9 protein-coding genes are annotated in these 13,786 nt (G+C 35.6%); 6 read left to right on the top strand and 3 right to left on the bottom strand.

Annotated elements, in window-relative coordinates; all coding sequences use genetic code 11:
• Position 1 precedes the first annotated feature (1 nt).
• Genes FW780_RS12270 through FW780_RS12250 form a run of 5 tightly spaced genes read left to right on the top strand, consistent with a single transcriptional unit; the run spans position 2 to position 6,105 of the window.
• A complete protein-coding gene (locus tag FW780_RS12270) occupies positions 2-217 on the top strand; it encodes a DUF350 domain-containing protein (protein ID WP_045491052.1) in 216 nt (71 codons plus the stop codon).
• Complete coding sequence (locus FW780_RS12265) at positions 210-1,724, top strand: polyamine aminopropyltransferase (RefSeq protein ID WP_149833895.1); 1,515 nt, start codon at positions 210-212, stop codon at positions 1,722-1,724. The genes FW780_RS12270 and FW780_RS12265 overlap by 8 nt, the downstream gene beginning before the upstream one ends.
• Positions 1,699-3,288 (top strand): NAD(P)-binding protein, encoded by a 1,590-nt coding sequence (locus FW780_RS12260; protein ID WP_149833894.1) that lies wholly within the window; start codon positions 1,699-1,701, stop codon positions 3,286-3,288. Before FW780_RS12265 ends, FW780_RS12260 begins: the two co-directional genes overlap by 26 nt.
• Before the next feature lie 9 nt (positions 3,289-3,297).
• Positions 3,298-4,323 (top strand): hypothetical protein, encoded by a 1,026-nt coding sequence (locus tag FW780_RS12255; RefSeq protein ID WP_149833893.1) that lies wholly within the window; start codon positions 3,298-3,300, stop codon positions 4,321-4,323.
• A gap of 27 nt (positions 4,324-4,350) precedes the next feature.
• Positions 4,351-6,105 carry a discoidin domain-containing protein gene (locus tag FW780_RS12250; protein WP_149833892.1) on the top strand — a complete coding sequence of 585 codons (1,755 nt, stop codon included), beginning with the start codon at positions 4,351-4,353 and terminating at the stop codon, positions 6,103-6,105.
• Positions 6,106-6,153: 48 nt separating this feature from the next.
• Here FW780_RS12250 and FW780_RS12245 read toward each other — a convergent pair whose 3' ends face one another.
• The 3 genes from FW780_RS12245 to FW780_RS12235 all read right to left on the bottom strand — a co-directional run bounded on the left by FW780_RS12245 (position 6,154) and on the right by FW780_RS12235 (position 11,654).
• A complete protein-coding gene (locus FW780_RS12245; RefSeq protein WP_241676902.1) occupies positions 6,154-6,993 on the bottom strand; it encodes an alpha/beta hydrolase in 840 nt (279 codons plus the stop codon).
• A gap of 102 nt (positions 6,994-7,095) precedes the next feature.
• Positions 7,096-9,348 carry a TonB-dependent receptor domain-containing protein gene (locus tag FW780_RS12240; RefSeq protein ID WP_149833890.1) on the bottom strand — a complete coding sequence of 751 codons (2,253 nt, stop codon included), beginning with the start codon at positions 9,346-9,348 and terminating at the stop codon, positions 7,096-7,098.
• A 44-nt stretch (positions 9,349-9,392) separates the two neighbouring features.
• Positions 9,393-11,654: an outer membrane beta-barrel family protein gene (locus FW780_RS12235; protein ID WP_149833889.1), complete on the bottom strand. Its 2,262-nt coding sequence runs from the start codon at positions 11,652-11,654 to the stop codon at positions 9,393-9,395.
• Between the two features lie 322 nt (positions 11,655-11,976).
• On the opposite strand from FW780_RS12235, the gene FW780_RS12230 reads away from it, so the two are divergent.
• On the top strand, positions 11,977-13,761 hold the full coding sequence (locus FW780_RS12230; RefSeq protein WP_149833888.1) for a carboxypeptidase-like regulatory domain-containing protein: 1,785 nt from the start codon (positions 11,977-11,979) through the stop codon (positions 13,759-13,761).
• Positions 13,762-13,786: the final 25 nt, after the last annotated feature.

The raw sequence follows: 13,786 nt of genomic DNA, 5'->3' as shown, positions 1-13,786 counted from the left end.
TATGGACAACATCAATTTCTTACCAATACTAAACTCGGTTCTTTACTCATTTTTAGGAATCGCAATTCTGCTTGTATGCTATTTCATTATTGAAAAACTTACTCCGGAAAAAACATGGCATGAGATCGCTCAGAACAAAAATATAGCACTGGCTATTGTCTTCGGGGCATTTATCATCGGAATTTCAATGATTATAAGCGCCGCAATTCATGGATAAGAAGAGGATTCCTCTTGAGCTGCTTTTATTGTTTTCAGTATTCGTCATTGCTACATGTGGATTGATTTATGAATTGGTGGCCGGAGCCCTGGCGAGCTATCTTTTAGGAGACTCTGTAAAGCAGTTTTCCTTCATTATTGGGGTGTATTTATTTTCAATGGGAGTAGGTTCCTATTTTGCGAAATTCATCAAAGGAAATCTGATAGATAAATTCATTGAGATTGAGATCCTGGTAGGAATCGTAGGTGGAATCAGTTCTGTTGTACTCTTTACTTTGTTTAATACACTGGCACATTTTGAAAGTGTTCTCTACTTATTTGTCTTTTTTACTGGGTGCCTCGTTGGAGTAGAAATTCCGCTTTTGATGAATATTCTGAAAGATAGAGTACAGTTTAAAGATTTAGTTTCAAATGTCTTTGCATTTGATTACATCGGGGCTTTGCTGGCATCTATTCTTTTTCCACTGGTATTGATTCCGCAGCTGGGAATTGTAAAAACACCTTTGTTTTTCGGGCTCATCAATATTTCTATTGCTATATTCCTGTGCTATTACCTTAAAAGAGAATTGTCAAAACCACTTTCATTAAAAGTAAAATCAATTTCAGCATTTGTTGTATTAGTGGGACTTTTCATTTTTTCTGATACTATTTTGTCTTATTCTGAAGAAAAATTATATGGTGAAAATGTAGTGTATACCAAAAGTTCCCCTTACCAAAGGATTGTTCTCACTAGAAATACCCACGAATTCCGTTTATATTTAAATAATAACTTACAGTTTTCTTCCACCGACGAATACCGTTATCATGAAGCTTTAGTACATCCGGCGATGTCTATGGCGAAAAACATTGACAACGTTCTGATTTTGGGAGGAGGTGATGGTTTTGCAGCAAGAGAAGTATTAAAATACAAAGACGTTAAAAAAATAACACTTGTAGACCTTGACGGGGAAATGACGCAATTTTTTAAGACCAATGAAACCATGCGCAGGTTGAATCAGGGCTCCTTCTCCAATCCTAAAGTAGAAGTGATCAATAAAGACGCTTACATTTGGGTAAAAGAGAACAAAAAGAAGTTTGATGTTATTATCATAGATTTTCCGGATCCGTCTAATTACAGTTTAGGAAAGCTCTATTCACTTCAGTTTTATAAAGAACTGGAGAGATTAACAACTCTTGATACCAAAATTGTGGTTCAGACCACCTCTCCGTATTTCGCTCCGAAATCTTTTTGGTGTATAGAAAAAACGATCAATCAGATTTTTCCCTTCACAGCCGCGTATCATACCTATGTTCCGTCTTTTGGAGAATGGGGATTTTCTATGGCTTCGTTTGAGCCCATCAACAACAGGATCTACAGAAAACTTCCTGGGTTAAAATATTATGATTACAACTTTTCTCAGATGTCTTATTTTAACAAAGATATGAAAGTGAAAGACGTAGAAGTTAACCGTCTGGACAACCAGATATTAGTTCGTTATTTTGATGAAGAGTGGGGAAAAGTACAGTAGAAAAGATTTTCTTAAAACTATATTTTTAGGTAGTCTTATGCTTCCCTTTTTGCAGTACTGCGGAAAGAAAATAAAATCATTGCTGCTGAAGATTACCGGTACTAATCATGTTCTGGGTCATAAATTGTGGGCAAAAGATTTTCCACAATTTTCAGAAGTTATCCACACCCAATATCTTATTGTGGGGGGAGGGATTTCCGGACTTGCAGCATGCAGGTTTTTTAATCTGAATAATGAAAATGATTATCTTCTTCTGGAAATGGAAAATCATCTTGGTGGTAATTCTTCCAATGGACAAAACTCATTTTCAAAATTTCCTTTAGGCGCTCACTATTTGCCATTACCCAATAAAGAGAATACAGAAATCATCGAGTTTTTGAAAGAATGTGGAATCTGCTTAGGAACTGAAGATAATGGAGAACCTATTCTTGATGAATACCAAATGACTTTTCCACAACAGGAAAGACTGTTTTATAAAAATTCCTGGCAGAACGATATTGTTCCCCAAAGAGGAATTTCAACAGAAACCCAGCAAGAGCTTACCCGTTTTTTTAAGTTGATGGATGAATTTCGTTTAAAGAAAGACTCACAGGGAAAATATTGGTTTGCTATTCCGGTACATGATTCCAGCAGAGAAGATGAGGTGTTACAATTTGAAAAAATCATTTTTAAAGACTGGCTGAAAGAAAATAACTACCATTCTGAAGAACTCCTTTGGCTTCTGGATTATTCATGCAGAGATGATTTCGGATTAGGAATAGACTATGTTTCCGCATGGGCAGGCATTCATTATTTTGCGGGAAGAAAAAATAACTGGAGTACAAGATATAAAGATCAGGTATTAACATGGCCGGAAGGAAATGCCAGATTAGCAAAACATTTTTCAAAATATACTGATGGAAAATATAGGTCCGGAAATCTGGTTTTTGATGTAAAAGTTAATGATAAAGTCGAAGTCTTAAGTTTTGACAACACCCAAAAGAAAACGAAAAAGATCATTGCTGATAAAGTACTGTTTGCATCACCGCAGTTTGTAAATGAAAGAATCTTTAATCATAAAAAAGCATCTTCATTCCATTATGTTCCCTGGCTTTTAACAACTATTACATTGAAAAATGAATTCGGGGGAGATGAAGAGCTTGCTTGGGATAATGTGATTTATGGATCTTCCGGCTTGGGCTATATCTTTGACCAGCATCAGAATCTTAACCAGATTATGGGAGAAAAAGTGATTACCCATTACAAGAGTTTTTCAACCGGAGACTGTAGAAAAGCAAGAAAAAAGCTGTATGCTATGAATGAATCTGAACTGAAAAGTTTAGTTTTGGATGATCTGAAGAAAGCACATCCTTTGATAGAAGACTTTATTCTTGAAATGCAGTTTCACAAAATAGGACATGCCATGATTGCGCCTGTTCCCAATCAGATTTTTGGAGAAGAAACTGAAAGAGCAAAAGAACCTATTGAAGATAAAATTTTCTTTGCCCATTCTGATCTTTCAGGAATATCTATTTTTGAAGAAGCCTTCTATCAGGGAATCCGGACTGCAGAAAAAATGATATAAAATGACAATATGAGACAACCCTGGATACATAATGCAAAAACAGACTGGTGGTTTATTTTATCACCACCTTTTCTGGTATTGCTGATTATTTTTCTCTTTAAGAAACAGATTCAGGGACTTGAAAATCATTATTCTTTTTACACATGGCTTTTCCTGATTGTTTTTGTAGATGTGGCTCACGTGTATTCCACGCTCTTCAAAACCTATTTTGTTAAAGGTGAAATCCGAAAAAATAAACTGCTGTATCTTGGTATTCCTGCCATAAGCTGGATATTGGGAATTGTCCTGTTCCAATTCGGAAGTCTGACATTCTGGTCGGTACTGGCATTGGTTGCTGTTTTTCATTTTATAAGGCAGCAATACGGATTTATGAGGATTTATGCCCGTTTTGAACCGAATAACTGGAGTAAGAAAATAGATGAGGTTGCTGTTTACACGGCTACTATTTATCCCATTCTGTATTGGTTTAAAACACCCCGTGCTTTTACCTGGTTTGTTGATAATGAATTTGTCTGGCTTCAAAATCTTCCGGATTATCTTCCTCTGATTACCACCGTATATTTTGCAATTTTGATCATTTGGTTGATTAAAACTGCTTTTGAAGCTTTTAAAACAAGAAAGATTAATATTCCTAAAACAGCATTAATCACCGGAACTTTCCTTTCATGGTATTTTGGAATCATATACTTTAATAATGATCTTCTTTTTACCTTTTTGAATGTGGTCTCTCATGGAATTCCCTATATCGCATTGATTTATATCCGGGAGATTAAGCAAAAAGAAAAACATCAGCTGAATTGGATGCAGATTTTTAAATCTTTTTCAGGAATTTTTTTATTTGTTGGAATTATTTTAGGTTTCGCTTTTTTAGAAGAGTTTTTGTGGGAAACTTTAGTTTGGAATGAACATTTTTCCCTAAATGTAATTGTTTCGGAAAAAATATTTCAGTTCCTTGTTCCGTTATTGGTGGTTCCGCAGCTCACACATTACCTTCTGGATGGCTTTATTTGGAGAAAACCAAAAAAAGTTAGCTAACTTTGCTGTAATCTTTAAAATCTAAAAATGAGACAATACTTTCTGGCATTAGCAATTTTTCTTGGAATTATTGTAGGAGCCCAGCAGAAAACGTTCTGTAATCCTATCAATATTGATTATGGTTATACACCTTTTGAAGTTTTTTCAAAACAGGGAAAACACCGTGCTACGGCAGATCCGGTGATTGTTAATTTTAAGAATAAGCTGTTTCTTTTTTCTACAAACCAGGAAGGATATTGGTACAGTGATGATATGCTGGACTGGAAGTTTGTAAAAAGGAAATTTTTAAGAGATAATAAATATACCCACGATCTTAATGCTCCGGCTGTTTGGGCCATGAAAGACACTTTGTATGTCTATGGTTCTACCTGGGAACAGGATTTTCCGATCTGGAAAAGTACAAATCCTACCAAAGACGACTGGAAAATTGCTGTGGATACTTTAAAAGTAGGAGCTTGGGACCCTGCATTCCACTATGATGAAGATAAAAATAAACTGTATCTGTACTGGGGTTCAAGTAATGAATGGCCACTACTGGGAACTGAAGTAAAAGTTAAGAATCTTCAGTCTGAAGGTTTCGTAAAGCCGATTATTAAACTAAAACCTGAGGATCATGGGTGGGAACGTTTCGGGGAATACAATGATAATGTTTTCCTTCAGCCTTTTGTAGAGGGAGCGTGGATGACAAAACATAACGGAAAATACTATATGCAGTATGGCGCTCCGGCAACAGAATTCAGTGGATATTCTGATGGAGTATATGTTAGTAAAAATCCTTTGGAAGGGTTTGAATATCAGCAGCACAATCCATTTTCCTATAAGCCGGGAGGTTTTGCCAGAGGAGCTGGCCACGGAGCAACTTTTGAAGACAATTACAAAAACTGGTGGCACATTTCAACCATCTTTATTTCCACTAAAAATAATTTTGAGAGAAGGCTTGGAATCTGGCCGGCAGGTTTCGATAAAGATGATGTGATGTATTGTAATACGGCTTATGGTGATTATCCCACATACCTTCCACAGTATGCACAAGGAAAAGATTTTACTAAAGGTCTTTTTGCCGGATGGATGTTGCTGAATTATAATAAACCGGTTCAGGTTTCATCTACTTTAGGTGGATATCAGCCTAATTATGCCGTAGATGAGGATATCAAAACATATTGGAGTGCTAAAACAGGAAATTCCGGAGAATGGTTTCAGACAGATCTTGGTGAGGTTTCTACCATCAATGCCATTCAGATCAATTATGCGGATCAGGATGCGGAGTTTATGGGAAAAACTTTTGGGAAAATGCATCAATACAAAATCTATGGATCTAATGACGGAAAAAAATGGAATGTGATTGTGGATAAAAGCAAGAACACAAAAGATGTTCCTCACGATTATGTAGAACTTGAACAGCCTGCAAAAGCCCGTTTCCTTAAAATGGAGAATCTGAAAATGCCTACAGGGAAATTTGCATTGAGTGGTTTCAGGGTATTTGGAAAAGGAGCTGGGAAACAGCCTTCAAAAGTAGAAGGTTTTGTCCCTTTGAGAGCTGACCCAAAGAAATATGGGGAAAGAAGAAGTATTTGGATGAAATGGCAGCAGAATCCTGATGCAGACGGCTATGTAATCTATTTTGGAAAATCTCCTGATAAATTGTACGGAAGCATTATGGTATATGGAAAGAATGAATATTTCTTTACAGGAGCAGACAGAACAGATGCTTACTATTTCCAGATTGAAGCTTTCAATGCTAACGGAGTTTCAGAAAGAACAGCCGTTGCAAAATCTGAATAAATTAAAATAAAGATAAAAAAATAACACGTTTTGAATGATCAGAACGTGTTATTTTTTGTCTGCGTTAAGAAAAGCTTCAATTTTATCTATAAGAAACTTATCATTGGGCTGTTTATCCCAATCCAGATGTCCACCATTGAATTGATAAGACTCATGGATAACATTGTTTTTAGTTAAAACTGAATCTAAAATTTTTTCTTGGGTAGAAGGTATGACACGATCTGAGTTTCCATAATAAGATAAGGTAGGAGGGGAGTTTCTTCTTATCCATTTTACAGGACTGGCAAAATCTATTAATGATGTTTTCGGTTTCGGTACACGGGGATCAACAAGCCTTTTTTCCACAAAAGAATATTCCTGATAATTTTTGAAACCCGGATCCGAGAGATCTGCCGGACCAACAATATTAATCACAGCTTTTACTTTTTTATCAACATCGAATTGATACGCATATAACATAGACAAATGTCCGCCGGCACTGTTTCCTAATAAAATCAGACCGGGACTGTAACCCAGTTTATTTTTTAATAGCTCAGTCACTTTTTTTATATCATCAGTTTGATTCGGAAGCCCAAACTGAGTTGCTGAAGTGAGTCTGTAGTTCATATTGACGAAGATATGATCAGGAAATTTCTGCATCATAGAAAGCGTGAAGAAAGTCAATTGTGATTTATTTCCACTGCGCCAGCCTCCACCATGAATAATAATAAAGACGTCTTTTTCTCCATTTGTTTTTTTGTTTGGAATATAAAGGTCCATGACTTGTTCCGGGCTATTTCCGTAATGTATATTTTCTTCTTTATCAAAGCTGATATCTTTGCCTAATCTTATCTTTTTTTCTGTACAGCTTGTCCATAGAAAAAGAAGACTAAGGCAAATTAAAATCATTTTCACCTCTTTTTTCATAGTGATTAAATATAAAAAATCCGCTGAAAAGAATCAGCGGATACTGTAAGAATAATTAATTGAATATGAAGAAAGATAATGTTTTTATCTTGTTCTGCTTTTGATAGCATCTGATGCGCCTTCAATGTCTCGTACTTTTTTCACTTTCTGGTTTCCGAAATTATAAGTAAGACTTACCATTACGTTTCTGTTGTAACGATTTTGGTGGATGTAATTATAATTCCCGTTGTCCTGGAAGTCTTCAATTTTAACGATATTGGTATTAAGAATATCATTAGCATTGACAGCGAAGGTCCACTCGTTCCATACTTTCTTGATGCTGAGGTCTAAGCTCATTAAACTTTTCAGTAATCCAAGCTCAATCTGCTGCTTGTCTACGAAGAAATAATTAACCCCAAAGAACCATGTTTTCTTTTTATCAAGACGGATCGTATTGTTGGTCTGAATCAAGAGACTGGTAGAATTGGTTTTGTTGGTGTATACAATATCTTCACCCTTCTTATTCCTAAATCGATCTCCTGTAGTAGGATCTGTATCAAGACTTCCATTGTTGATGTTATGCTGAACACCAATATTGAAATTGGTTGTCCAGTATTGTTTGAAGAATGACTTCTGAATACCTACCATTGCAGACATCTCCTGCTTGTTTCCAAAATTGGTTCTGATATATCTAAGAACAGGATTTTTTCCTACTGTACCATCCGGAGATACCGGATATCCCTGCAGCGGAACCTGAGTAATAGCATCCTGAATGTAAGAATGATTTAAAATCAGGAAGTATGAATTTTTGTACATATAAGTTAATTCCTGATTGTAAGTAGATGAAGCCTTTACAAATGGATTATTCTGCGTGTAATTATCATCTGTAAGGATGTTTCTTACCGGATTGATTTCCCAGAAGCTTGGTCTTCTCATTCTGCTTGAAAAGGAATACGAAATATTATTCTTATCATTGATTGCATAATTGAAGCTTAGATAAGGAAGGATGTTTTTGTAATTTCTTTCAATCCTTTTAAGTTCGTCTGTAGGAGCATTGTCAGAAGTTCCAAGACTGTTTGTAATTTCATATCTTGCTCCAATTTTTCCGGAAATTTTATCCGAGATCTTCTTCTCCACGGTTACATACATACCGTAGATGTTTTCATCATAGATAAAATGGTTGGGTCTTGAATCCGGAGCTTCTGCGGGATTAAAAGAATAAGTTATGTTTTTAGAATCGTTGTCTGTTTTGGTTTTGTTATAATTTCCTCCTATTGAAACGGTCAGGTCATTTTTAAATTTCTGATTATAATCTACCATTCCGGAAAAATTATTAATAATCTGTGGAAGATCCTGAAATACCTGTGTAGTCATTTTTCCGAGTCCCATATTCACGTCAGACATATGCGTTCTGTTGTCTGTAAACTGGAATCTTTTATAATTAAGATAAGCCGCATTTACATTAAGCTTACTGCCTAAGGAATCAGTTTTTAATTCATAATTTAAATTCACGGAATTGTTGTAAGATCTTGCATCTTCTTTATTCTTGGACCACGTATACTTTGTTCCGCCCTCTGTCTTGATGGTATTGAAAAGATTTACGGTAGAATTATAGCTTTTATTGGCCCAGGTATTCCATGATAAAGCCAGATTGCTTTTATCATTCAGCTGATAATCAATATTCAGATAACCTCCGATATTTTTGTTTGGATCGTCAATATCTCCGGTAGATTCATTGGAAGTAGTTGCAGTTCCGTTTCTTAAAGTGTAAGTTTGTGCCTCTATATTTTCACCACCGCTTAGATTGGCGCTTACTCCCAGTTTTCCTTTTCGGTAGTTGGCAGAAAAGCTGGCCTGGCTTCCATTGTATTTACTGGTTGTATTAGACATTCTCATATTTCCGTTGAGACCGTCACTCATTTTTTTCTTTAAAACGATATTGATAATCCCATCCGATGATTCTACCTGAAATTCACTTCCCGGAACGGTAATCACTTCAATTTTCTGGATGTTTTCTGCCGGAGTATTTTTCAGGAACTGAGCCAGGGACTCAGCATCCATATTGCTTTTTCTTCCGTTGATATAAATAAGGGCATTATTTTTTCCTGCGATTTTTAATGTTTTATCATCTGTTGATGATAATAGGGGAGTCTGCTTCAGAAGGTCAAAAGTGGTATTTCCTTTGGCAACAGGAGAAGCTGCCACATCATATACAAAACGGTCACTTTGTTTTTTGAAAACCTGTTTTGTAATAGTAATACCTTCTATATTTTTTGTTTTTGCCGTATCGGTTTTCTTTTCCTGAGCAAATGCACAAGTACCAAATACAATAGCCATTGACAAAATTATACGTTTCATGTTTTTTTATTTAAGAGTGGATTTAGTGATGTATGTTGTATAGATTAGGTTCTTGATTTTACAGCATCGTTAGCTGATTTCATTTCCCTTGCTTTTTTCAGTTTCTGATTTCCGAAATTATAAGTAACTCCTATGCTCATTAGCCTTGGATAATTGAAGTTGGTGATATTATTATATTTCCCGTTTGGCTGTACTCCTTTAATACTGTAAAAGCTTTGATTAAATAAGTCACTTACCTCCGCTACAATAGTCCAGTCACCAACGATTTTTTTCAGACTGAAATCAAAGCTTTGTCTTGCTCCTATCATACCTCCTTCCATTGCAGTCTGGCTTGCAAAGAAGTAATTAACTCCTAAAAACCAGTCTTTTTTGGAAGAAAGTCTGATGACATTATTGAACGTTACAGACATATTGTAGTTTTTAACATCAATGATATAAGGATCTACAACTTCTGTTTCTCCCGGAGCCGGCATAGAAGTAGGATCTTCCCATACACCGCCTGAATAAGTGACATACCCTAAGTTCACAGAATAATTGGTTGTCCATATGTCTTTGAACCATGATTTGTTCATCCCCAGAGTAAGAGCAATCTCTCTGTTTTTCCCGTAATTGGTTCTGATATATCGCAGAAATCTTGTTGTTTCCATGATTTTGTTACCCTTGATATCGTAGATGATATCTCCTTTAGAATCCTTTTTTGGAGCCGTTACAGTTCCCTGCAATGGAAGAAGGTCTGAAGCAGCGGCATCTTCTACCATATTAAAGCTAAGGTTGGCATAGAATGCATTTTTGTACATATAATTGAGTTCCTGATTGTAATATTTGGAAGCCAATATAAATGGATTGTTCTGCGTATAATTGGTTGGAGTAAAATACGTTCTCGAAGGATTCAGCTCCCAGAATCTCGGTCTTCTGATTCTGCTGGAAAATGTATAACTCAAATTATGATCAGAATTGATGGCATAATTTAAATTCAGATAAGGCAGCAGGTTGTTGTAATTTCTTTCAAATCCTGTTTTGTCTACAATATCTCCGGTACTTCTTGTCATTTCATATCGGGCTCCTATTTTTCCAGAAATTTTCTCAGTAAGCTTACGTTCATAGTTCAGATAAATTCCCAGAATATTTTCTTTATAGATAAAGTGGTTGGTTTGGTTGGGATCTATTATAAACTCTCCGTTTTTCAGTTTATCCTGCTGAGTATCATTATCTGTGTTCGTATGATTGTAGCTGATCCCCATTAACCATGTTGCGCCCTTAGCTGTTTTTTTCAGATAGTCGATATTGGCTGCATAATTGTTAATAATTTGAGGTACTGATTGATGAAGTGCTGAATACTTGTTGATGGTATCATTAGTTAAAGGAAAACTTTCATTGAAACTTACTTTATCTCTGTTGAACCACAGGTAAGATACGTTTGAGGTAAGCTTGCTTCCCAGAGAATCGGTTTTCATTTCATAATTTAAATTGAAAGAATGATTTCTGGTTTGCGCATCTTCATTATTGACTGTTCTGTTGTTTAAAACTCCATTTTGCCAGTTGGTAATATCCAGTACAGAATTAAAACTCTTATTATATCTCATGTTGTAGGAGAAACCAAGACTATGCTTTTTATTGATCTCATAATCAATGTTGAAACCTCCACCAAAATTTTTATTAGGATCATCATTAAACCCGAATGATTCATTTTTGAAAGTAGGATCTCCGTTTGAGAGCGTATATCTTTGTCTGTCTGTCCAGCTTCCTGTTCTGAAGTTTGAATTACCGGACCACTTTCCTTGTCTGAAGTTAAATGAAGCTCCCGCATTAGGGTTGTTGTAATAAGCTTGCTCATTCTGCATTTTCAACGTTCCGTTGTAACCGTTGTTTTTGCTTTTTTTCATTACAATATTAATCACCCCTTCTTTGGACTCTACCTGGAATTCACTTCCCGGAACTGTAATCACTTCAATTTTCTGGATATCCTCTGATGGAGTAGATTTCAGCATTTCAATTAATGCCTCAGAATCCATATTTGTTTTCTTATTGTTGATGTAGATCACCGCATCATTTTTTCCTAAAATCTTCAGTGTTTTTCCATCAATGCTGGAAATCATAGGTGTTTGTTTCAAAAGATTAAAGGTGTTGGTTCCTTTAGCAATAGATGAAGAAGCTACATCATAAACTAAACGGTCCCCTTGTTTTTTGAAAACCTGCTTCTTGATATTCACTGCATCAATAGCATTTACTTTCAAACTGTCTTTTTTCTGCTGGGCAGTTACAAGTCCACCGAAGAATAGTGCTGCAATAAGAATTTGAGTTTTCATGATATTATTTTTTAATTAATAGCTTGTATGGTTTGTTATTTTACATTGCAAAGATATATAATAAATTTAGTATCATGCAATGCAAAGTACTTAAAATGTTTTTGATTAATATTTAAATAACTGATTATCAGTTACTAAAATTTTACATCAATTTTAGGTTTCAAATGACTTTGTTACTTAATTAGACAATTTAAAGTTTATTTTTGTTACATGACGGAATGAAATTGATGAAAATTTTAAAAAATATTTGATGAGAAATCAGAAAAGATAATAATGATTGTGTTTTATTATTAATTTAGTGAAAACTAAAAATTAATACCATATGAGAAAATTTTACCTCTTATTATTATTGTTTGTGTTGATGTTTTCATGTAAAAATGAAACTTTATCAGAAATAGATGACAACACAACAAATCCTCCTTCCAGTTATAATTTTGGGAATACTGCGCAAAAAAACTTCCAGGGTGTAGTTCTTGATACAAACGGGCTTCCGGTATCAGGAGCAACCGTTACCATCGGAACAAGTATGGCTACAACCAATCTTAAAGGTTCCTTCACATTTAAAAATGTTTCTGTAAAAGAAAATTTTGCCCATATAAAAGTGACAAAATCCGGCTATGTAAATGCATCACGGGTTTTGGTACCTACCAACGGAATAAATAGGGTGAACATCATGATGATTCCTGCAACAATGACTTCTACAATCACATCAGGTTCTACATCTACCGTTTCATTACCCAACGGAACTAAAGTGAAATTTGACGGTAGTTTTAAAGATGCGAACGGAAATGCCTATTCAGGAAGTGTGAGTGTTGGAGTTTTTCATTTAGCACCATCCAATCAATATCTTAATGAACTGATGCCAGGATCTTTTTTGGCAACCAATTCAAATGGTAATGCCAGAGTGATGGAAACTTTTGGAATGCTACATGTACAGTTGACGGGAAGTGCGGGACAAAATCTTCAGATTGCAAACGGCCATAACGCAGAAATCACTATCCCTGTGGATGCCGCACAAACTTCCAGTTCACCTGCCACAATTCCATTATGGTCCTATAATGAAGATACAGGAATGTGGAAAGAAGAAGGTTCGGCAACAAAGATTGGAAATGCCTATGTAGGAACAGTAAGTCATTTTTCCTGGTGGAATTGTGATGCACAATTTGAGCAGGCAACAATGAAAGTAACCGTAAAAAATTCTGCAGGGCAGATTTTGCCTAATATTAAAGTAGCTTTAAAAAGAAGCTCTCAAGCATATGAGCCTTACGGGATGACGGATAATACAGGGATGGTTTCCGGAATTGTTCCGGCAGGTGAAGTTCTTAGCTTAAAGGTTTATGATGTTTGTAATAATGTAATATATGCAAATAATGTGGGACCTTTTCCAGCTGGAGTGACAACAACTATAACAGATATTACAGTAAATCCGCCTGCGTCTACCAGTTATATGATTAAGGGAATCCTGAAAACATGTTCTAATGCCAATGTAAGTGATGGTTATGTAGTACTGAGGCCGCCAGGGATTACAAACTATTTCCAGTATCTCTCAGTTCCGGTAGATAGCAATGGAAATTTTACATTTAACACTTATTTATGTACTACAGTAAACCCTCAACTTATTTATGAAGGATTTGATAACACTACTCTTCAGACCACCAATGAAGTTACCTTCACAGCAACATCTAATAATGTAGATCTGGGGAATATTATGGCTTGCAATTCTGTGAATGAATTTATAAGCTATAAGATAGACAATCAGCCTGTTGTTAATGTATTGGGAACATTTAACGCACAATGGGGTGGGCTTACGACCACATCACCTGTTATTTCGGCAAAGCAATTGAGAATAAACTCAATGAATCCTGCAGGACCTTCTTTCTATATGAATCAAATCAATGTGCTGGGTGTTGTGGCAAGTTTTACTACTGGGCACATGGTTGAATTTTCAGGAGGTTCTATTACATCAAATAACGGAAATCTGGTTGTAGATATAACTGCTTTTGGAGCTTTGGGGGATTATATTGATTTTACAATTAATGGAACTTTTACAGATAATTCCGGTAATCATACCTTCACGGCAACAGGACATGTAAAACGGGATATGTAATGACACTAAAAATAAAAAGGACCAC

Source organism: Chryseobacterium sediminis, assembly GCF_008386505.1.
Taxonomy (GTDB): domain Bacteria; phylum Bacteroidota; class Bacteroidia; order Flavobacteriales; family Weeksellaceae; genus Chryseobacterium; species Chryseobacterium sediminis.
This window is presented reverse-complemented; position numbering and strand designations above follow the sequence as displayed.